Genomic DNA, 19,520 nt, shown 5'->3' with positions numbered 1-19,520 from the left:
GCGGTGCGGGGCCTCGTGGGTAGGCTCGACTGCCATGGAGCATGAGGTGTTCGTTCCGGTTCCCGTCGGCCGCCTCCGGGAGGCGCTGTCCGACCCCGAGCGGGTGGCCCGAGCGGTCCCCGGGCTCCAGCAGGACGCGGGCACGCCGCCGGTCGCCGGGCGCCTGAAGGTACGGGTCGCGGGGCACACCATCACCTACCGGGGCACCCTGCGTGTCACGCCGCAGGAGGACGGCTCCTACGTCGTGGAGGGGGACGCCGCCGAGGTCCGGGGCTCCGGCACCGTGAAACTCACCCTGACCCTCCGCCTCGCCCCGGCCCCCGAGGGCACCACCCTGAGCTGCGCGGCCACGGCCACCGCGACCGGCCGCATCACCGACCTCCCGTCCGACTCGGTGACCTCGGCGACGACCCGTCTGCTGGACAGGTTCGCGGAGAACCTGGGGGCGGCGGCGGGGCCGGCGGCCGAGAAAACACCGAAAGCATCCGAAGGCGAAGCCTCCGCCGACCGGGACGACCACGAGGAGCCCCCGGCCCCGGCCGAGGAAGAGCAGCCGACCGCACCCAAGACCAAGGACGGGGCGAAGGCCAAGCCCGAGGCCAAGGCCAAGCCCGAGGCCGAAGGCGAGCCCGGTGCCACCGCCGACGAGGCGTCCCCGGCTTCCACCGACGAGAAGCCCCCGCCCGCCCCCGACGAGGAACCCCCGGTCTCCGCCGACGAAGAACCCCCGGTCTCAGCTGAGGCTGAGCCGTCGGCCTCCGTCTTCGAGACCGACGTCCCACCCCCGGCTCTGGACCCCTTCGGCGAGGGCGGCTTCGTCGCCGGGGACGAACCCCCGGCCGAGGCGGCGCACGCCCGCAGGACGATGATCGGCCGCAGCGCGGAGGAGGTGGACCACGCCCCACCACGCGGCAGATACGCCCCGGTCCCGGCCCCGGAAACGGTCTCCGCGAGCGCCGCGCTCCGCTGGGCGGCTCCGGCGGCGGCCCTGGCCGTGGCGTCGGCGATCATCGTGAGCCGAGCCTTGCGCAAACGCCGCTGACCGCACGCCGCCGGGCTCTGCCCATTCCTCGTACCCCGGGCCCGGTCCTGCCGTCGGCGCCGGCTGTGTCGCCGGCCCTCGGGGCCCGGCCACTTCCTGCTCGCCCCCTCACACCCGAGCGGCGCCCCACCGGCTCTCCCCGTCGTCCCGTAAGTCCCCCGTCCCGTCGACCAGTAGGGTCGAGGCGTGAGTAGTGAAGAGATCACGTTGGCCGCGGGTGACGCGGAGGTCGTGTTGGCGCCGGGGAACGGTGGCCGGGTCGCGGGGCTGCGCGTCGGTGGGGTCGAACTGCTGCGGCAGGGCGAGCGGTTCGGCTGCTTCCCGATGGTGCCGTGGTGCGGCCGCATCCGCGACGGCCGGTTCCTCAGCGGCGGCACCGTCCAGCAGATGCCCCTCAACGCCCCGCCCAACGCCATCCACGGCACCACCCGCGAGGGCGCCTGGCGCGTCGCCCGTCACGACGCCACCGAGGCCGTCCTCACCTACGACCTGGTCGACCCCTGGCCCTACCCCGGCCGCGTCACCCAGGTGTTCACCCTCACCCCGGACGCCCTCACCCTCACCACGTCCGTGGAGGCGTACGACTCCTCCTTCCCGGCGCAGGTCGGCTGGCACCCCTGGTTCAACCGGAACCTGGACGGCGGCGGCGAGGACGCGGACGTACGGATCGACTTCCACCCCGCCTGGCAGGAGGAGCGCGGGGCCGACCACCTCCCCACCGGCAACCGCGTCGACCCCGAACCCGGCCCCTGGGACGACTGCTTCGGCATGCCCGGCGGCGTCGACGTCACCCTCACCTGGCCGGACCGGCTGGAACTGAAGGTGACCTCGCGCGAGGAGTGGGTCGTGGTCTACGACGAGCAGGCCGAGGCCGTGTGCGTCGAACCGCAGACCGGTCCGCCGAACGGCCTCAACACCCACCCCCGGCTGGTCACCCCCATCGACCCGCTGGAGGCGAGCACGACCTGGACCTGGCGTCGCCTGTAAGCGGACATAAGGGCCCCCTTAAGCTGACTGGCATGACTGACGTGGACGTACGTGGATCTCTGCTGCAGCAGATCAAGGACAAGGCCGTGGTGCACGGCAAGGTGACCCTGTCGTCGGGTCTGGAGGCGGACTACTACGTCGACCTGCGCCGCGTCACCCTCGACGGCGAGGCCGCCCCGCTGGTCGGTCAGGTCCTGCTCGACCTGACCGCCGACCTCGACTTCGACGCCGTCGGCGGTCTCACGATGGGCGCCGACCCGGTCGCCGGCGCGATGCTGCACGCGGCCGCCGCCCGGGGCCGCAGGCTGGACGCGTTCGTCGTCCGCAAGGCCGCCAAGGCGCACGGCATGCAGCGCCGGGTGGAGGGCCCCGACATCAAGGGCCGTCGCGTCCTCGTCGTCGAGGACACCTCCACCACCGGCGGCTCCCCGCTCACCGCCGTCGAGGCCGTCCGCGAGGCCGGTGCCGAGGTCGTCGCCGTCGCCACCATCGTCGACCGAGCCACCGGTGCCGCCGAGAAGATCGAGGAGGGCGCCGGAGTCCCGTACCGGTTCGCGTTCTCGAAGGACGAACTGGGTCTCGACTGAGGCCGACTCGCCGGGAGGAACACCAAGGTCAGCGGTTACCGACCAGTTCCGGACACCCTGGCCGGAGCATCGGGTCCCGTCTGGAAGGATGGGGCCGACGATGACGTCGCAACCCTAGGTCAGGGACCGTAAGCACAACGCCACCCGCACATACAAGGAGCGGACCATGCCCATCGCAACCCCCGAGGTCTACAACGAGATGCTCGACCGGGCGAAGGCAGGCAAGTTCGCCTACCCGGCCATCAACGTGACCTCGACCCAGACGCTGCACGCCGCGCTGCGGGGCTTCGCGGAGGCGGAGAGCGACGGCATCGTCCAGATCTCGACCGGCGGAGCCGAGTTCCTGGGCGGTCAGTACAGCAAGGACATGGTGACGGGCGCCGTCGCCCTCGCCGAGTTCGCGCACATCGTGGCCGAGAAGTACCCCGTCACGGTCGCCCTGCACACCGACCACTGCCCGAAGGACAAGCTGGACGGCTACGTACGTCCGCTGCTGGCGGTGTCGGAGGAGCGCGTCAAGTCCGGTCGCAACCCGCTGTTCCAGTCGCACATGTGGGACGGCTCGGCCGAGACCCTCGCCGACAACCTCTCCATCGCCCAGGAACTCCTCGCCCGCGCCGCCGCCGCGAAGATCATCCTGGAGGTCGAGATCACCCCGACCGGTGGCGAGGAGGACGGCGTCTCCCACGAGATCAACGACTCCCTCTACACGACGGTCGACGACGCGATCCGCACCGCCGAGGCGCTCGGCCTGGGCGAGAAGGGCCGCTACCTGCTGGCCGCCTCCTTCGGCAACGTCCACGGCGTCTACAAGCCGGGCAACGTCGTCCTGCGCCCCGACCTCCTCAAGGAGCTGAACGAGGGCGTGGCCGCCCGCTTCGGCAAGGAGTCCCCGTTCGACTTCGTCTTCCACGGCGGCTCGGGCTCCACGGAGGAGGAGATCCGCACCGCCCTGGAGAACGGCGTCGTCAAGATGAACATCGACACCGACACGCAGTACGCCTTCACGCGTCCGGTCGCCGCGCACATGTTCAAGAACTACGACGGCGTCCTGAAGGTCGACGGCGAGGTCGGCAACAAGAAGACCTACGACCCCCGCACCTGGGGCAAGCTCGCCGAGGCGAGCATGGCCGCGCGTGTCGTCGAGGCGACGCAGAACCTGCGTTCGGCGGGTCAGAAGATCAAGTAAGGGCGGCTCGCCCGTCCCGTTCCGTACGACGAGCCCGGCGCCACGGCGCCGGGCTCGCTGTATACCTGGACCCATGCCCGACATCCGGCTCTCCTCGCCCCAGGGCAAGTGGATCCTGTTCACCACGATCCTCGGCTCCAGCATGGCGCTGCTGGACTCCACCGTCGTCAATGTCGCCCTGCCCCGGATGGGCGAGGACCTGGACGCGGATCTCGCGGCCCTCCAGTGGACCGTCAACGCCTACATGCTGACCCTCGCCGGTCTGATCCTGCTGGGCGGCGCTCTCGGCGACCGCTTCGGCCGGCGCAAGGTGTTCGTGATCGGCGTGGTGTGGTTCGCCGCGGCGTCCCTGCTGTGCGGTCTCGCACCGAACGTCGGCGTCCTGATCGCGGCCCGCGCGCTGCAGGGCGTGGGCGGGGCGCTGCTCACCCCGGGCTCGCTGGCGCTCATCCAGGCCTCGTTCCACCCCGACGACCGCGCGCGGGCCGTCGGCCTGTGGTCCGGCTTCGGCGGCATCGGCGCGGCCGTCGGCCCGTTCCTGGGCGGCTGGCTGGTGGACGGCCCCGGCTGGCGCTGGGTCTTCCTGCTGAACGTCCCCCTGGCGCTCGTCTGCGTGCCCGTGGCCACCCGGCACGTCCCCGAGTCGGGCGACGGCCGGGCCCACGAGAACCGTTTCGACGTGCTGGGCGCCTTCCTCGGCGCGGCGTCGCTGGCGCTGGTGACCTACGCCCTGATCGAGGCGGGGGAGGGCTCCCTGGTGGTGACCGTCTCGGCCGTCGCCGGGGTCGCGGCGGGCGTGGCCTTCGTGTACGTCGAACGCGGCCGGCCCGACCCGATGATGCCGCCGGAGATCTTCGCCTCCCGCCAGTTCACGACGGTCAACCTGGTCACCCTGTGCGTGTACGCGGCCTTCGGCGGCTTCTTCTTCCTCGCCGCGCTCCAGCTCCAGGTGGTGTCGGGGTACTCGGCGCTGGGCGCGGGCACGGCCCTGCTCCCCATCACGGTGCTGATGCTCCTGCTCTCCTCCCGCGCGGGCGCGCTCGGCGAACGGATCGGCCCCCGTATCCCCCTCACCGTCGGCCCGCTGCTGTGCGCGGCGGGCATGCTGCTGGCGCTGCGGGTGGGGCCGGACGCGTCGTACGTCCTCGACGTCCTGCCCGCGCTGCTCGTGCTCGGCCTGGGCATGGTGACCCTGGTCGCGCCCCTGACCGCGACGGTCCTGGCCTCCGTGGACACCGAGCACGCGGGCCTGGCGAGCGGCATCAACAACGCGGCGGCGCGTGCGGCCGGCCTGGTCGCCGTGGCCGCGTTGCCGCTGATCGCGGGGATGGGGCCGGAGTCGTACCGGTCGGCGAGCCAGTTCGACGACGCGTTCGGCACGGCGATGATCGTCTGCGCCGCGACGCTGGTGGTGGGCGCGGTGCTGTCCTTCACCACGATCCGCCGCCCGGAGCCGGACTGCCGCCATCCCGAGTGCCGAACGCACTGCGGGGTGGTGTCACCGCCGTTGGAGGCGGGCCGGGCGGCGGATGAGCCAGACTGGAACCCATGACGATTCACCAGAACCTCCTCGGGGGCCCGCCCCCGACGCACCTCCCCGACGACCCGGAGCCCCGCGAACTCCTCGCCAACGGCACGCCCCCGGCCGACGTCGCCGCCAAGTACCCCACCTCGTCCCTCGCCTGGGCCCAGCTCGCCGACGAGGCCTACGAGCGGGGCAGCGTCGTGGAGTCGTACGCCTACGCCCGTACGGGCTACCACCGCGGCCTGGACGCCCTGCGCCGCAACGGCTGGAAGGGCCACGGCCCCGTGCCCTGGGAGCACGAGCCGAATCGTGGCTTCCTGCGCGCCCTGCACGCCCTCGCCCGTGCCGCGGGAGACATCGGCGAGCAGGAGGAGTACGAGCGCTGCTCCCAGTTCCTGAAGGACTCCTCCCCGACGGCGGCGCAGACGCTGAGCTGAGCGGACGCCGTTCGGGTACTGACCCGAGCGGGCGTCGATCGGTCACTGGGGCGAGCGGGCGCCGATCGCTCGCTGAGCCGGCCGGAGGGGCGTTCGCCAAGGTCCGCCTGGTGTGACCAGGCGGACCTTGCGGTGCGGGGGTGGTATCGCCGACCATGCCGGTGGGGACCGGGGCCCCCGTGTCGGAATTCGGCAGGGGCGGACCGCTACCCGGAGTACACAACAGGAGACAGCGATGTCCCAGCAGGCTCAGCCCCACGAGGCTTCGGAGCCCGAGACCCCGCATCTCGACTTCCAGGGCACGACCCCGTACGAGGACTACGTCCAGGCGGACGTCCTCACCCACCTCCAGCACCCCCTCTCCGACGACCCCGGCGAGATGGTGTTCCTGGTGACGACCCAGGTGATGGAGCTGTGGTTCACGGTCATCGTCCACGAATGGGAGACCGCGACCACCGCGATCCGGGGCGACGACGTGGCGAGGGCCAGGGACGCGCTGAAGCGTTCCGTGCGCGAACTGGAGGCCCTGAACGCCTCCTGGCGCCCGCTCGCCCAGCTCACCCCCGCCCAGTTCAACTCCTACCGCGCCGCCCTCGGCGAGGGCTCCGGCTTCCAGTCGGCGATGTACCGCCGGATGGAGTTCCTGCTCGGCGAGAAGTCCGCCTCCATGCTCGTCCCGCACCGGGGCGCCCCCCGCGTCCACGCCGAATTGGAGAAGGCGCTGCACGAGCCGAGCCTCTACGACGAGGTCCTGCGGCTCCTGGCCCGGCGCGGCCACGCGATCCCCGAGTCCGTCCTGAGCCGTGACGTCTCCCAGCGCTACGAGCCGTCCCCCGAGGTCGAGGAGGTGTGGACCGCGCTGTACTCCGGCGACCCGGACCACGAGCTCGCCCGCCTCGGCGAGGCGTTGACCGATGTCGCCGAGCTGGTGTGGCGCTGGCGCAACGACCACCTAGTCGCCACGCGCCGCGCGATGGGCTCCAAGGCCGGCACGGGCGGCTCCGCCGGTGTGGCCTGGCTGGAGAAGCGCGCCCGCAAGAACGTCTTCCCCGAGCTCTGGACGGCGCGCTCCCATGTCTGAACCGACCGCGCTCAGCGCTGAACTGGCCTCCCTGGCAAGGGAGTTGGACAAGGCCGACGAGCTGGCCTGCCTGCGCACCCGCTTCGTCCTCGACGACGCGGTGTACCTCGACGGCAACTCGCTCGGCGCGCTGCCGGTCGCGGTCCCCGGCCGGCTCGCGGACGTCCTGTACCGCGAGTGGGGCGAGCTGCGCATCCGTTCCTGGGACGAGAGCGGCTGGTGGACCGCGCCCGAACGCATCGGCGACCGTATCGCTCCGCTGGTGGGCGCGGCCCCCGGGCAGATCGTGGTCGGCGACTCCACGAGCGTGAACGTCTTCAAGGCGGTCGTGGCGGCGGTCCGGATGGCCGATGAGGACGAGGACGAGGCCGCGCGGGAGGGCGCGACCGGTGGGACCGGTGGGACCGGTGGGACCGGTGGGGGTGGTGTCGGGCGTCGGGACGAGATCCTCGTCGACGCGACGACCTTCCCCACGGACGGCTACCTGGCCGAGTCCGCGGCCCGGATGACCGGCCGCACGCTCCGCCCGGTGACCCCGGCGGAGGTCCCGGCCGCCCTGAGCGACCGTACGGCCGCCGTCCTCCTCAACCACGTCGACTACCGCACGGGCCGCCTCCACGACCTCCCGGGGCTGACGGCGGCGATCCACGAGGCCGGTGCCTACGCCGTCTGGGACCTCTGCCACAGCGCGGGCGCCCTCCCCGTCGGCCTCGACGCGCACGGGGTCGACCTGGCGGTCGGCTGCACCTACAAGTACCTCAACGGCGGCCCCGGCTCACCGGCCTACCTCTACGTCCGCCGCGACCTCCAGCCCCGCTTCGACTCGCCCCTGCCGGGCTGGACCTCCCACGCCGCCCCCTTCGCCATGCGCCCGGCCTACGAGCCCGCGCCGGGCGCGGTGCGGGGCCGGGTCGGCACGCCCGACATCCTGTCCATGCTGGCCCTGGAGGCGGCACTGGACGTCTGGTACGGCTGGGTCGACGGGAAGGAGCACGGCGACGGGAAGGGCCTGGGCCCGGCGCAGGAGGCCGGGGCGATGATCGAGGCGGTCCGCGCCAAGTCCCTCGCCCTGACGGACTTCTTCCTGCGCTGCGTGTCGGCGTACGTCCCGGAGGGCCGCGTGGAGTGCCTCACGCCGACCGCCCACGCGGAACGCGGCAGCCAGGTCGCCCTGCGCTGTGACGATGCCGGCGACATCATGAAGCGCCTCATCGCCCGCGGAGTCATAGGCGACTTCCGCCACCCCGACGTCCTCCGCTTCGGCTTCACCCCGCTGTACGTCAGCTTCACGGACGCGGAACGAGCGGCACGGGTGTTGGCGGAGACGCTGGAGGGGGCGGGGTAGCGCGCGGGGCGGGGCGGGGGCGGGGCGACTACAGCTGCGGGCAGTCGTGCCGCTGGGGCGATGGGGGCACCTCCCGCTCGAGCGAAGCCGAGAGTGGGGGAGGGTGGGCGCAGGCGGCACCCTGCAAGCGCCGGTCAGCGCAACCCACCCCCGCCCAGCCCCACCCCTCCTGACCCCCCGTCACATCCCCGTGTCCGCGCACGTCACCCGCCTGATACCGTCCCCGCCAACGGCGGGCGCCCCTTTCCCCGGTACCCGCCCACCCAAACCCTTCCAAATCCGTTCCCCCGAGAGGTTGCCGCATGCCGGACGACGACGCCGCAGCCCGCGATGCCGCCGAAGAGGCATCCGCCTTCTCGCACCCCCCGGTCACCCCCGACGCGACCGCCCCCTACGGCGACCACCCCGACCAGGTGATCGACTTCTACGCCCCCCGGGGCACGGTCGCGGCCTCGGCCACCGCCCCCCTCGTCGTGGTTCTGCACGGCGGCGCCTGGCGCGCCCCGTACGACCGTCACCACATCACCCCGTTCGCGGACTTCCTCGCCCGCCACGGCTTCGCCGTGGCCAACGTCGAGTACCGCAGGGGCAGTTCACTCCCGGCCCAGACCGGCCCCACCGGCACCCCCGCGCCGGTCGCGGGCCGCTGGCCGGAGACGTTCGACGACACCGCCGCCGCCCTCGACGCCCTCCCGGACCTCGCGCGCGCGGCCCTGCCCCAGGCCGACCCCCGCCGCACGGTCCTCACCGGCCACTCCGCGGGCGGTCACCTCGCCCTGTGGGCCGCCGCCCGCCACGTACTGCCGCCCGACACCCCGTGGCGCAGCCCCCGCCCGGCCCCCCTGCGCGGCGTGGTGGCCCTCGCCCCGATCGCCGACTTCGCCGTGGCCGAGAAGCTCGACGTCTGCGGCGGGGCGGCCACCCAACTCCTCGGCGGCCAGGACAAGTTCACGGACCGGCGCCCCTACGCCGACCCGGCCCTCCTCCTCCCGACCGGCATCGCCACCACCCTCGTGCAGGGCCGCGCGGACATCGTCGTCCCCCAGGCCGTCGCCGAGGCGTACGCCGACGCCGCGGCCAAGGCGGGGGAGGTCGTGGGCCTGACCCTGCTGGAGGAGGTGGGCCACTTCCCCCTCATCGACCCGGCGGCGGACGCCTGCGCGGTGGTGGTGGAGGAGATCGCCCAGCTGGCCTGGTGAGCGACGGCGCCGAGCCCCCTGCGGGTTCCCGGCCCCGCCCCGCACTCGACCCGTAGTACCTGAGACGGACCCGGACAGACCCTCCTCACTGGTGACGACGGCGCACCCGCCCTCCGCCTACCGTTTTCCACGTGACCGAGACGACCCAGACGCAGACGATGCCCTCGCGCGGCGGGGGCAGGCTGAGCAGCCCGGAGTTCCGGGTGGTGAGGGACGCGTGGCGCAGGCTGCGGCAGGACCTGTTCCACGACGCGTTCGCCTACCGGCCGATGCCGCGCATGAAGATGGACGGCCTGTTCACCAGCAGGCTCTCCGGCCGCCTCCGTGATTACGTGGCCTGGGCCCCGCACGCGGTGGTGGTGACGGCGGGCCTGCTCTCGATGATCATCGCCGCTTCCGCCACGGACGGCGACGGCTTCGCCGCCGTGATCGCGGCGGCCTTCGCCCTGATCCCGGTCCTGCTGACCATGGTCCGGCCCGTGGCCGCCTTCTGGGCGTCCATGATCGCCACCCCGCTGACCTCGGTGTCCAGCGACATGTGGGACGACTGGCCGTGGACGGCCGGCAGTTTCGCCACCCACCTCGTGGTGATGACCGTGGTGGCCCTGCGCAGCCGGCCGCGCACAGCCGCCTGGATGTGGGGGCTGACCGCGGCGTACGGGATGTGCGTGGAGAGCACCATCGGCGGCGGTCACTACGCGTCGAACACGGGCCCCCTGCTCGTCATCTCCGCGATGTCCCTGCTGGCCGTCTCCGCGCTGACCATCCGCCGCACGGCCCAGCGGGAGGTCACCGCCCAGCAGACGGTGACCGAGCACGAGCGTTCCCGGCGCACCCTCCTGGAGGAGCGCACCACGATCGCCCGCGAGCTGCACGACGTGGTCGCCCACCACATGTCGGTGGTCGCCATCCAGGCCGAGGCCGCGCCCTACCGCGTGGAGAACCCGCCGCCGGAGCTGGAGCAGGCCTTCGCCACGATCCGGGAGAACGCGGTGGCCGCGCTCACCGAGCTGCGCCGCGTCCTCGGGGTGGTCCGCGCCGAGGACTACGAGGCCCCGGACGCCCCGCAGCCCACCCTCGCCGACCTCGACGGCCTGCTCGCCAATGTGCGCGAGGCCGGCCTCACGGTCGACAAGGCGGTCACCGGAGCGGTCCGCGAGCTCCCGCAGGGCGTGGAGCTGTCGGCGTACCGGATCGTGCAGGAGGCCCTCAGCAACACCCTGCGGCACGCACCCGGGGCGACGGCCCGCGTGGAGATCGGCTACGTCCTGGGCGGCCTCGGGCTGCGCGTGGTCAACGGCCCGTCCCCGGAGGTGAACCTGGTGAAGTCCACCCACGGCACGGGCCACGGCCTCACCGGCATGCGGGAGCGCGTCACCATGCTGAACGGCGAGATGACGGCGAACGAGACGGCGGACGGAGGCTACGAGGTGACGGTGTTCCTGCCCGTTCCGAGCGCGAGCGAGGCCGACGCATGACGATCCGCGTGCTGATCGCCGACGACCAGATGATGGTCCGCGAGGGCTTCTCCGTGCTGCTCGGCGCGATGCCGGACATCGAGGTGGTCGGTGAGGCGGTGAACGGCCGGGACGCCGTCGACCGGGTCCGGGAGCTGTCGCCGGACGTCGTCCTGATGGACATCCGGATGCCCGAGCTGAACGGCATCGAGGCCACCCGGGAGATCGTCGCGTCGGACGGCGGGGCGAAGGTCCTGGTGCTGACGACGTTCGACCTGGACGAGTACGTGTACCAGGCGCTGCGCGCGGGGGCCTCCGGGTTCCTCCTCAAGGACGCCTCGGCCCGCCAACTGGCCGACGGGGTGCGGGTGGTGGCCTCCGGGGAGGCACTTCTCGCGCCGTCCGTCACCAAGCGGCTGATCACGGAGTTCTCCAAGCTGGCCCAGGCCCCCCGCCCCTCGGCGGCCACCCAGCTGGCGTACGGCGAGCTCACCGACCGGGAGACCGAGGTCCTGGTCCTGATCGCCCAGGGCCTGTCGAACTCGGAGATCGCGGAGCGCCTGGTGGTCGCCGAGTCCACGATCAAGACCCATGTGAGCCGGATCCTGGTCAAGCTGGGCCTGCGCGACCGGACCCAGGCGGCGGTGTTCGCCTACGAGGCCCGGCTGGTCACGCCCGGCTGACGGACTACGGCCGACCGGACTCCGGGGGCGGCTTCGGCGAGGTCACGCGCGGGTTCCCCCTGTTCATCGGCACCGCTCGCGGGTTAGCGTCCGGTCATGGCACCTGCTTCCGACCCCGCTTCCGCCCCCGCCTTCGACCTCGGCTTCGACCCGTGGGACCCCGACTTCGTGGCCGACCCGTACCCGGCGTACGCGGAGCTGCGGGCCCGGGGCCGGGTGCGGTACTTCGAGCCCACGAACCAGTGGCTCGTCCCGCACCACGCGGACGTCTCGGCGTTGCTGCGGGACCGGCGGCTCGGGCGGACGTACCAGCACCGGTTCACGCACGAGGACTTCGGCCGCACCGCCCCGCCGGCGGAGCACGAGCCGTTCCACACCCTGAACGACCACGGGATGCTCGACCTGGAGCCCCCGGACCACACCCGGATCCGGCGGCTGGTCTCGAAGGCGTTCACCCCGCGCACGGTGGAGCAGCTGAAGCCGTACGTGCGGGAGCTGGCCGGTGAGCTGGTGGCCGCGCTGGTGGAGGCCGGCGGCGGCGACCTGCTGACGGACGTCGCGGAGCCGTTGCCGGTGGCGGTGATCGCCGAGATGCTGGGCATCCCCGAGTCGGACCGGGCGCAGCTGCGGCCCTGGTCGGCGGACATCTGCGGGATGTACGAGCTGAGCCCGTCGGAGGAGACGGCGAAGCGGGCGGTGCGCGCGTCGGTGGAGTTCTCGGAGTACTTGCGGGACCTGATCGCGCACCGCAGGGCGGAGCCGGGCGAGGACCTGATCTCGGGCCTGATCGCCGCGTACGACGAGGGCGACCGGCTCACCGAGCAGGAGATGATCTCGACCTGTGTGCTCCTGCTGAACGCGGGCCACGAGGCCACGGTGAACGCCACGGTCAACGGCTGGTGGGCGCTGTTCCGCAACCCGGACCAGCTGGCGGCCCTGCGCGCGGACCACTCGCTGGTGCCGGCGGCGGTCGAGGAGCTGATGCGGTACGACACCCCGCTGCAGCTGTTCGAGCGCTGGGTGCTGGACGACATCGAGATCGACGGGACGACGGTCCCCCGGGGCGCGGAGATCGCGCTGCTGTTCGGCTCGGCGAACCACGACCCGGCCGTGTTCGCCGACCCGGAGAAGCTGGACCTCACCCGCCGGGAGAACCCGCACATCTCCTTCAGCGCGGGCATCCACTACTGCATCGGCGCGCCCCTCGCCCGTATCGAACTGGCGGCCTCGATGACGGCGCTCCTGGAGCAGGCCCCGACCCTCGCCCTCGCCACCGAGCCGACCCGCAAGCCGAACTTCGTGATCCGGGGCCTGGACGGCCTGGCGGTCGAGATCTGAGGGTCCGGCGGCGCCCGACCTCGGCCCCGACCTGGGGCCGGGCCTTGGCCCCGACCTGGGCCCTGGCCTTGGCACCGGGTCTGCCCCCGGCCCCGACCCGGGCCTTGGCCTTGGCACCGGGTCTGCCCCCGGTCCCGACCCGGGCTCCGGCCTCGGTGCTTGCCTCTCGCTCGGCTGTGCCTCCGGCCCCGGCCCGGGCCCTACTCCCGCCCGCTCTCCTGGCCCCGGCTCCGACGTGTGCCCGTCCCGGCCCTCGACCTTCGTCGGCGGGCCGGCAGGAGGGCGATCGCCAGGCAGACGGCGGCAGGGAGGGCGGCTCCGGCCAGGGCGACGAGGGGGAGTTCGGTGGCGAGGACGGTGTAGTCCGTGCCCTCGCCCTCGAAGCCGCCCCCCAGATGGCGCCGGGTCCGTTCCGAGGTCCCCCGGACGAGCGTCGCGACCACCGCGCCCACCCCCGACAGGGCACACCCACCGCACCCGGAAACACTCTGCCGATCCAACCCCGGCCCCCTCGCCCGACCCTGCCTGCCGTCGGCCTGCCCGCCGTCGTTTCCGCCCGCCGTGGTCCTGCCCGCCGTGGTCTACGTCCCCTCAGCCGCCCACATCCCGTCGCCGCAGCCCCGCCAGACCGCCGGCCACCAGGACCACCGCGATCCCGGTCAGGGTCAGTACCGGCGTCCAGTCCATCGTGCCGCCCGGCAGCTTCGGGAGGTGGCCGAAGGGGGAGAGGTCGAGGACGGCCTGGGGGGCGTTGAGGGCGGGGCCGATCCAGCCGATGAGGAGGACGGCGCCGGCGAGGCCCCAGACCGCGGGCGCCGCCCGGGGGGTGAGCCCGTGGAGCAGCACGGCGGCACCGCCGATCACCCAGACCCCGGCGACCTGGACGAGACACGCGCCCAGGATCGGACCGGCCTCCTTGCCGTAGCCGAGGGCGAAGCCGAGACCGGCGAGGACCATGATCCAGACGGTTCCGCCGAAGGCGATCACCAGATGCCCGGCGGCCCAGCGCAGCCGGCTCAGCCGGTTCGCGAGAAGCGGCTCGGCGCGCCCGGAGGTCTCCTCGCCGTGCAGCCGGAGCACCGCGCCGACGATGTACAGGGCCGCGACCAGCCCGAGCATGCCGATCATCGACGCCAGGAACGCGTTGGTCAGCAAGGACTGCCCGCCCATGCGTTCGAAGATCTCGCGGGCGTTCTCGTTGTCGCCGACGAATTCGGCGGTGCCCTCGGTCAGGCCGCCGTAGACGAGCCCGGCGAGGAAGAAGCCGATGCTCCAGCCGAGGACGCTGCCGCGCTGAAGCCGCCAGGCCAGCGCCCCGGCCGTCCCCAGCCGGCCGGTCGCCGGTCCCGGCCGGGTCGGCAGGAAGCTCATGCCGACGTCGCGGCGCCCGGCGAGCTCGTACGCCACCACGCCCTGGACCACTGCCGCCGCGACGAACAGCAGCAGCACCCACCACCGCTCGTCCGCGAACGAACGCTCGTTTTCGAGCCACCCCAACGGCGACACCCACGTCAAGAAAGACGAACCTTCGTTCTCGGAAGCATCGCCCGCCGCCCGCAGCACGAACGCCGCGCCCAGCGCACCGGCCGTCAGCCCCCGCGCCAGCCGCGCGCTCTCCGTCAGCTGCGCCACGACCGCCGCCATCGTCGCGAACACCATCCCGACACCCGCGATCCCCAGCCCGAAGGCCAGCGCGCCGGCCGCGCCGTGCCCCGCCAGCCCCAGCGTGACCAGCAGCGCGAGCCCGCCGTTGGCGACGGCGGCCGTGAGCAGGGCGGCGGTCAGCGAGGCCCGGCGGCCGACCGTGCCCGAGGCGATCAGCTCCTGGCGGCCGCTCTCCTCCTCGTCGCGGGTGTGGCGGATGACGACGAGGAGGCTCATGACGGCGGCGAGGAGACCGGCGTAGACGCCGACGCGCCAGGCGGTCAGGGCGCCGAGGGAGTCGTCGAAGACCGGGCCGACCAGGGCGCGCAGCGAGGAGTTGGTGGTCAACTGGCGCATGAGGTCGGCGCGTTCGGTGGCGGTGCCGTACAGGGCGTCGAGGCTGTTCGGCATGGAGACGACCATGAGCCCCGTCACCCCGACCCAGACCGGCACCATCACGCGGTCACGGCGCAGGGCGAACCGCAACAGGGTCCCCGTACCGGCCAGTTGACGGCTCCCGCCGGACCGTACGGCGGGTGATCCCGCGAGACCGGTGTCGGTGTCGCCCGAGCTGCCGGCGGTGGTGGTCATCGCGCGGCCACCTCTTCCGCCTGTTCCGCCTGGTAGTGCCGCAGGAACAGCTCCTCCAGCGTCGGCGGCGTCGAGGTCAGGGACCGTACGCCGGACTCGGTCAGGGAGCGCAGGACGGCGTTGAGTTCGGCGGTGTCGACCTGGAGGCGGACGCGGTTGCCCTGCACGTCGAGGTCGTGGACGCCGGGGAGGTGGGCCAAGCCGTTGGGAGGGGACGCCAGTTCGGCGGTGACGGTGGTCCGGGTCAGATGGCGCAGGTCGGCGAGGGAACCGCTCTCGACGGTGACGCCCTTGCGGATGATGCTCACCCGGTCGCACAACTCCTCGACCTCGCTGAGGATGTGGGAGGACAGCAGGACCGTACGGCCCCGGTCGCGCTCCTCGCGGACACAGCGCTGGAAGACCTCCTCCATCAGCGGGTCCAGGCCCGAGGTCGGCTCGTCCAGGATGAGGAGGTCGACGTCGGAGGCGAAGGCGGCGACGAGGGCGACCTTCTGGCGGTTGCCCTTGGAGTACGTACGGCCCTTCTTCGTGGGGTCGAGTTCGAACCGTTCGACGAGATCGGTCCGGCGCCGGGAGTCCAGTCCGCCCCGGAGCCGTCCGTAGAGGTCGATGACCTCGCCGCCGGACAGGTTGCGCCAGAGGGTCACGTCACCCGGCACGTACGCGATCCGGCGGTGCACCTCCACCGCGTCCGACCACGGGTCGCGGCCCAGCACCCGCGCGGCGCCCGAGTCGGCGCGCAGCAGGCCGAGCAGGACGCGGATGGTGGTGGACTTCCCGGAGCCGTTGGGGCCGAGGAAGCCGTGGACCTCGCCGGTCTCGACGGTCAGGTCGAGGCCGGCCAGGGCGTGGGTGCGTCCGAAGGACTTGTGGAGTCCGGACACCTCTAGGGCGGGGTTGGCCGTCGTCATGCTTCAGAACGTACGCTTACTTCAGAAATTTGTGAAGTTAAGGAAACGTATAAACCGCCGGTAGGCTGGCCGAGGGCGTCGGGAGAGGGTGCCTGAGCCGTGCGCGCGGTCTCTGACCAGGGGAGATGATCGAGGGATGGTGGAGTCGAGGGCCGAGGCGGCTGTTCCGGAGCGGGACCCGGAGTCGGTCTCCCGTTTCGTCGAGCACTTCGCGGCGCAGCTCGTCGAGGCCGGGATGGCGCGTATGCCGGCCCGCGTCTTCGCCGCGCTCCTGGCCTCCGACACCGGCGCGCTGACCTCGGTCGAGCTGGGTGAGCAGTTGCGGATCAGCCCCGCCGCCGTCTCGGGAGCGGTGCGCTATCTCGCCCAGGTGCACCTGGTCTCACGGGAACGCGAGCCCGGGTCGCGCCGTGAGCGCTACCGCGTCCACAGCGAACAGTGGTACGAGGCCCTCACCAACCGCGAGGCCATCATCAAACGGTGGGAGGAGGCGCTGCGCGAGGGCGTCGCCAGCCTGGGCGCGGACAGCCCGGCGGGCCGCCGGCTCTCCGAGACCCTCGCCTTCTTCGAGTTCCTCGAGACCGAGGTCGAGTCGATGATGGACCGCTGGCGCACCCACCGCGACGAACTCTTCGGCCGGGACTGACCGGCGCCCCGCCGCCCCTCTCCGCAGGGCCTGCCCTAGTGGACCCTGACCACGTACTTGCCCCGCACCCCGCCCGCCTCCAGCGCCCGGTGTGCCGACGCTGTCTCCTCCAGCGGGAAGACCGTGTCCACCGCCGGCCGCAGCTTTCCCTCCGTCACCTGGCGGGCGAGATCGTCGAAGAGCGCGCGTCCGGGGTTGCCGCTGAAGAAGCGCACCCGGCCGCGTCCGTGGACGGCGCTGACCGCGATGTAGCCCAGCGATGCGGCGGGCCGCGTCAGGTCGAAGGCGATGGTGACCATGCGTCCGCCGGGCTTCAGCAACCGCCGTACGGTACGCAGGTCGGTGCCCGCCGTGTCGAGGACCACGTCGAACAGTCCCAGTTCCGCTGGGGACACGGTCCGGTGGTCGGCGGCACGGTGGGCACCGAGCGTACGGACGAAGTCGAGGTTGGCGGCGCGGGCCAGCGCCGTGACCTCGGCGCCGTACGCCTTTCCGAGCTGGACGGCGGCGTTGCCGACGCCGCCCGCCGCGCCCCGTACGAGCAGCCGTTCGCCGGGGCTGAGTGCGGCCTTGTCGCGCAGAGCCGTGACGGCCGTGGTGGCCACCGGCAGTGCGGCGGCGGCCACGAGGTCCAGCCCGTCCGGGACCCGGCCGAGCCGCTCGGGCCGTACGGTCACGTACTCGGCGGCGCTGCCGAACCCGGAGGTGCGGCCCAGGACGCCCCACACCCGGTCGCCGACCGCCACGCCGGTCGCGCCGGTGCCGAGTGCGGCGATCTCGCCGGTGAAGTCCAGCCCGATGCGCTGCGGGAACTTCCGGCCGGTGACGAAGCGGACCCGACCGGAACGGGCGGCCAGTTCGCCGCCGTTCACGCTGAACGCGTGCACACGCACGAGGACCTCGCCGGGTGCCGGTCCGGGGCGTGGCACCCGGCCCACATACAGCACCTCGGGGCCGCCGAAGCGGTCGAACAGTACGGCTCTCATCGTGCGGTCGTCCATCGCCTGCGTTCTCACCTTCGCTGTCAGTGGCCTTGCGGGGGATCGTGGCGCCGAGCGTAGGCTGACAAGCGGACGGGATCGTCCAGTTGACCGGAGGTGAGAGACAACGGTGGGGGAATCCTCTCGGATCGCGGGGCAGGACAGTCTGCGGGCGGACGCCCGGCGCAACCGGCGGCGCATCCTCTCGGCTGCCCGCCTGGTTTTCGCCGAGCACGGCATCGACGCACCCATGGCGACCGTGGCCCGGCGAGCGGGGGTCGGCGTGGCGACGCTGTACCGGCGTTTCCCGACGCGGGACGCCCTGGTGAGGGCCACGTTCGCGCACCAGATGGACACCTGTGCCCGGGCGCTCACCGACGCGCTGGCCGATCCCGATCCGTGGCAGGGCTTCCAGCGGCTGTTCGAGACGGTCTGCGAACTGCAGCGGGAGGAACGGGGCTTCCCGGCCGCGTTCGTCGCGGCCTTCCCGGACAGCACGCGAGAACACGCGCGTGTACGGGAGCAGGCGGAGCGGGACCTCATGACCCTGGTCCGCAGGGCGCAGGCCGCGGGCGCCCTGCGGGCGGACTTCCACCCCTCCGACCTTGCCGTGGCCCTGTTGTCCCACTGCGGTCTGGTCACCGCACTGCCGGGTGACCGTGCGGCGTCCCGGCGCCTGGTGGCCTACTTGCTCCAGTCGTTCCGCGCCGAGGCGGCCCACGGAGCGCTGCCGGCGCCGAGCGCGCTGTCGCTGTGCAGTCTTCCGCTCGCGGCCGACGGCTCCCAGGGACAGCAACCCACCAGAGCCTGATACGAAGCGGCGCCTGCCGCGTGGCCCGCTCTTCAGGCGGCCGTGCCGGGGCTGGATCTCCCCACCCCTTCCGGGCCTGTCCTGGTGGGACGGGACCGATGGCGAGGGACCGCCCGACAGCCCGTCAGGGTCCGGGCGGTGGGCGGTTGCACATGCCGTAGCGGCATGTGGTGTCGTCGAGGGCACCACAGCACGAAAGGCCCTGTCTGCGATGTACCCCACCGTCACGATTCCCCGCGAGGTCAAGATCGGCGATGCCGCCGCCTTCGCCGGAACCACCCCGCGCGCCATTCGTCACTACCACCAGATCGGTCTGCTGCCGGAGCCCGAGCGAGGCGGAGACGGGCGCCGCCGCTACGGCTACGACGACATGATCCGCCTGCTGTGGATCCGCAAGATGTCCGAGGCCGGCATCAGCCTGGACGACATGCGGGCCGCTTTCGACGAATCCCGGGACGTCGAGGACGTCCTGGGGCGACTGGAGGAGACCCTGGCCGCCCAGGAGGCCGACATCAAGCGTCAGCGCGCGGCAGTCCAGCGCCTGCGAGCCGTGGGCAGCCCACTGGGCCTGCTCTCCCCGTTGGTCACGGACCGGCTCAGTCACCTGCCCCCTGGCGCAGTGCGCCCCTCCGACCTGGACACCCTGCTGGTCACGGAACGGATCTTCGGGCCGCTGGGAGCCGCCATTCAGGCCAGTGTTTTCATCATCCTGGCCACCCATCCCGGCCTACGGGCCGAGGCGGACCGCCTCGACGCGGCCGACGCCGCCCTCGATGACACCGTCGACCCTCTCGACCCGCGGGTCGAGGAACTCGCCGCGCAGCACTGCGCCCACCACAAGGCCATGGAACAGGCCATGGCGGCGGCCGGACTGGACGAGGCCGATGAGAATCTCTTCGAGATCTACGACGCCGACCTGACGGGCGACGAGGAGGACACCGGGATGAGTGCCGTCGAAGCGATCACCAAGATGCCCTATGGCTTCTCCGCGGCCCGGACGCGGTGCATCGAACTCACGGGCCGGCTCCTTTACGGGGACCTCTCTGCCGACAGCTGATCGCTGG

General features: G+C 72.6%; 19 protein-coding genes. 15 read left to right on the top strand and 4 right to left on the bottom strand.

The window, feature by feature from the left end; genetic code table 11:
• The first annotated feature begins 34 nt into the window (after positions 1-34).
• From ACZ9QC_RS18475 to ACZ9QC_RS18420, 12 genes are all read left to right on the top strand, one after another.
• The gene (locus ACZ9QC_RS18475; protein ID WP_472921118.1) at positions 35-1,042 is read left to right on the top strand and encodes an SRPBCC family protein; all 1,008 of its coding nucleotides are present in this window, start codon (positions 35-37) and stop codon (positions 1,040-1,042) included.
• A gap of 186 nt (positions 1,043-1,228) precedes the next feature.
• Positions 1,229-2,029 carry an aldose epimerase family protein gene (locus ACZ9QC_RS18470; RefSeq protein WP_472921117.1) on the top strand — a complete coding sequence of 267 codons (801 nt, stop codon included), beginning with the start codon at positions 1,229-1,231 and terminating at the stop codon, positions 2,027-2,029.
• 32 nt (positions 2,030-2,061) lie between these two features.
• Positions 2,062-2,616 (top strand): orotate phosphoribosyltransferase, encoded by a 555-nt coding sequence (pyrE, locus tag ACZ9QC_RS18465; protein WP_472921116.1) that lies wholly within the window; start codon positions 2,062-2,064, stop codon positions 2,614-2,616.
• Positions 2,617-2,782: 166 nt separating this feature from the next.
• The gene (fbaA, locus tag ACZ9QC_RS18460) at positions 2,783-3,805 is read left to right on the top strand and encodes a class II fructose-bisphosphate aldolase (RefSeq protein ID WP_472921115.1); all 1,023 of its coding nucleotides are present in this window, start codon (positions 2,783-2,785) and stop codon (positions 3,803-3,805) included.
• Positions 3,806-3,878: 73 nt separating this feature from the next.
• Positions 3,879-5,357 carry an MFS transporter gene (locus ACZ9QC_RS18455; RefSeq protein ID WP_472921114.1) on the top strand — a complete coding sequence of 493 codons (1,479 nt, stop codon included), beginning with the start codon at positions 3,879-3,881 and terminating at the stop codon, positions 5,355-5,357.
• On the top strand, positions 5,354-5,767 hold the full coding sequence (locus ACZ9QC_RS18450) for a DUF3151 domain-containing protein (protein ID WP_472921113.1): 414 nt from the start codon (positions 5,354-5,356) through the stop codon (positions 5,765-5,767). Before ACZ9QC_RS18455 ends, ACZ9QC_RS18450 begins: the two co-directional genes overlap by 4 nt.
• Positions 5,768-6,002: 235 nt before the next feature.
• Entirely contained in the window at positions 6,003-6,848 is an 846-nt protein-coding gene (locus ACZ9QC_RS18445; RefSeq protein WP_472921112.1) for a tryptophan 2,3-dioxygenase family protein, read from the top strand.
• The gene (locus tag ACZ9QC_RS18440) at positions 6,841-8,193 is read left to right on the top strand and encodes a kynureninase (RefSeq protein ID WP_472921111.1); all 1,353 of its coding nucleotides are present in this window, start codon (positions 6,841-6,843) and stop codon (positions 8,191-8,193) included. Before ACZ9QC_RS18445 ends, ACZ9QC_RS18440 begins: the two co-directional genes overlap by 8 nt.
• A 302-nt stretch (positions 8,194-8,495) precedes the next feature.
• A complete protein-coding gene (locus ACZ9QC_RS18435; RefSeq protein WP_472921110.1) occupies positions 8,496-9,392 on the top strand; it encodes an alpha/beta hydrolase in 897 nt (298 codons plus the stop codon).
• A 131-nt stretch (positions 9,393-9,523) separates the two neighbouring features.
• Complete coding sequence (locus ACZ9QC_RS18430; protein ID WP_472921109.1) at positions 9,524-10,870, top strand: sensor histidine kinase; 1,347 nt, start codon at positions 9,524-9,526, stop codon at positions 10,868-10,870.
• Positions 10,867-11,532, top strand: a complete 666-nt coding sequence (locus ACZ9QC_RS18425; protein WP_184905547.1) for a response regulator transcription factor — start codon at positions 10,867-10,869, stop codon at positions 11,530-11,532. The genes ACZ9QC_RS18430 and ACZ9QC_RS18425 overlap by 4 nt, the downstream gene beginning before the upstream one ends.
• 96 nt (positions 11,533-11,628) lie before the next feature.
• Positions 11,629-12,870: a cytochrome P450 gene (locus ACZ9QC_RS18420; protein ID WP_472921108.1), complete on the top strand. Its 1,242-nt coding sequence runs from the start codon at positions 11,629-11,631 to the stop codon at positions 12,868-12,870.
• 200 nt (positions 12,871-13,070) lie between these two features.
• On the opposite strand, the gene ACZ9QC_RS18415 is transcribed toward ACZ9QC_RS18420, so the two are convergent.
• From ACZ9QC_RS18415 to ACZ9QC_RS18405, 3 genes are all read right to left on the bottom strand, one after another.
• Positions 13,071-13,313, bottom strand: coding sequence for a hypothetical protein (locus ACZ9QC_RS18415; RefSeq protein WP_472921107.1), 243 nt, complete (start codon positions 13,311-13,313; stop codon positions 13,071-13,073).
• A gap of 148 nt (positions 13,314-13,461) precedes the next feature.
• On the bottom strand, positions 13,462-15,105 hold the full coding sequence (locus ACZ9QC_RS18410; protein WP_472921106.1) for an ABC transporter permease: 1,644 nt from the start codon (positions 15,103-15,105) through the stop codon (positions 13,462-13,464).
• Entirely contained in the window at positions 15,102-16,019 is a 918-nt protein-coding gene (locus tag ACZ9QC_RS18405; protein ID WP_472921105.1) for an ABC transporter ATP-binding protein, read from the bottom strand. The genes ACZ9QC_RS18410 and ACZ9QC_RS18405 overlap by 4 nt, the downstream gene beginning before the upstream one ends.
• A gap of 136 nt (positions 16,020-16,155) precedes the next feature.
• Between ACZ9QC_RS18405 and ACZ9QC_RS18400 the strand changes: the two genes are divergently transcribed.
• Entirely contained in the window at positions 16,156-16,665 is a 510-nt protein-coding gene (locus ACZ9QC_RS18400; protein ID WP_472921104.1) for a GbsR/MarR family transcriptional regulator, read from the top strand.
• Between the two features lie 35 nt (positions 16,666-16,700).
• Here ACZ9QC_RS18400 and ACZ9QC_RS18395 read toward each other — a convergent pair whose 3' ends face one another.
• The gene (locus ACZ9QC_RS18395; RefSeq protein WP_472921103.1) at positions 16,701-17,666 is read right to left on the bottom strand and encodes an NAD(P)-dependent alcohol dehydrogenase; all 966 of its coding nucleotides are present in this window, start codon (positions 17,664-17,666) and stop codon (positions 16,701-16,703) included.
• A gap of 109 nt (positions 17,667-17,775) precedes the next feature.
• Here ACZ9QC_RS18395 and ACZ9QC_RS18390 point away from each other — a divergent pair, with 109 nt between their 5' ends.
• Together ACZ9QC_RS18390 and ACZ9QC_RS18385 are read left to right on the top strand one after the other, a co-directional pair.
• On the top strand, positions 17,776-18,456 hold the full coding sequence (locus ACZ9QC_RS18390; protein WP_472921102.1) for a TetR/AcrR family transcriptional regulator: 681 nt from the start codon (positions 17,776-17,778) through the stop codon (positions 18,454-18,456).
• A 211-nt stretch (positions 18,457-18,667) separates the two neighbouring features.
• Entirely contained in the window at positions 18,668-19,513 is an 846-nt protein-coding gene (locus tag ACZ9QC_RS18385; protein WP_472921101.1) for a MerR family transcriptional regulator, read from the top strand.
• Positions 19,514-19,520: the final 7 nt, after the last annotated feature.

The organism is Streptomyces sp. HUAS MS02 (assembly GCF_055702265.1).
This window is presented reverse-complemented; position numbering and strand designations above follow the sequence as displayed.

What these genes read in the sequence shown, in the direction of transcription:
- ACZ9QC_RS18435 (WP_472921110.1), top strand. Translation starts at nt 8,496, where the DNA reads ATGCCGGACGACGACGCCGCAGCCCGCGATGCCGCCGAAGAGGCATCC.
- ACZ9QC_RS18475 (WP_472921118.1), top strand. Translation starts at nt 35, where the DNA reads ATGGAGCATGAGGTGTTCGTTCCGGTTCCCGTCGGCCGCCTCCGGGAG.
- ACZ9QC_RS18445 (WP_472921112.1), top strand. Translation starts at nt 6,003, where the DNA reads ATGTCCCAGCAGGCTCAGCCCCACGAGGCTTCGGAGCCCGAGACCCCG.
- ACZ9QC_RS18410 (WP_472921106.1), bottom strand. Translation starts at nt 15,105, where the DNA reads ATGACCACCACCGCCGGCAGCTCGGGCGACACCGACACCGGTCTCGCG.
- ACZ9QC_RS18395 (WP_472921103.1), bottom strand. Translation starts at nt 17,666, where the DNA reads ATGGACGACCGCACGATGAGAGCCGTACTGTTCGACCGCTTCGGCGGC.
- ACZ9QC_RS18440 (WP_472921111.1), top strand. Translation starts at nt 6,841, where the DNA reads ATGTCTGAACCGACCGCGCTCAGCGCTGAACTGGCCTCCCTGGCAAGG.
- ACZ9QC_RS18425 (WP_184905547.1), top strand. Translation starts at nt 10,867, where the DNA reads ATGACGATCCGCGTGCTGATCGCCGACGACCAGATGATGGTCCGCGAG.
- fbaA (WP_472921115.1), top strand. Translation starts at nt 2,783, where the DNA reads ATGCCCATCGCAACCCCCGAGGTCTACAACGAGATGCTCGACCGGGCG.
- ACZ9QC_RS18400 (WP_472921104.1), top strand. Translation starts at nt 16,156, where the DNA reads ATGGTGGAGTCGAGGGCCGAGGCGGCTGTTCCGGAGCGGGACCCGGAG.
- ACZ9QC_RS18385 (WP_472921101.1), top strand. Translation starts at nt 18,668, where the DNA reads ATGTACCCCACCGTCACGATTCCCCGCGAGGTCAAGATCGGCGATGCC.
- pyrE (WP_472921116.1), top strand. Translation starts at nt 2,062, where the DNA reads ATGACTGACGTGGACGTACGTGGATCTCTGCTGCAGCAGATCAAGGAC.
- ACZ9QC_RS18455 (WP_472921114.1), top strand. Translation starts at nt 3,879, where the DNA reads ATGCCCGACATCCGGCTCTCCTCGCCCCAGGGCAAGTGGATCCTGTTC.
- ACZ9QC_RS18420 (WP_472921108.1), top strand. Translation starts at nt 11,629, where the DNA reads ATGGCACCTGCTTCCGACCCCGCTTCCGCCCCCGCCTTCGACCTCGGC.
- ACZ9QC_RS18450 (WP_472921113.1), top strand. Translation starts at nt 5,354, where the DNA reads ATGACGATTCACCAGAACCTCCTCGGGGGCCCGCCCCCGACGCACCTC.
- ACZ9QC_RS18405 (WP_472921105.1), bottom strand. Translation starts at nt 16,019, where the DNA reads ATGACGACGGCCAACCCCGCCCTAGAGGTGTCCGGACTCCACAAGTCC.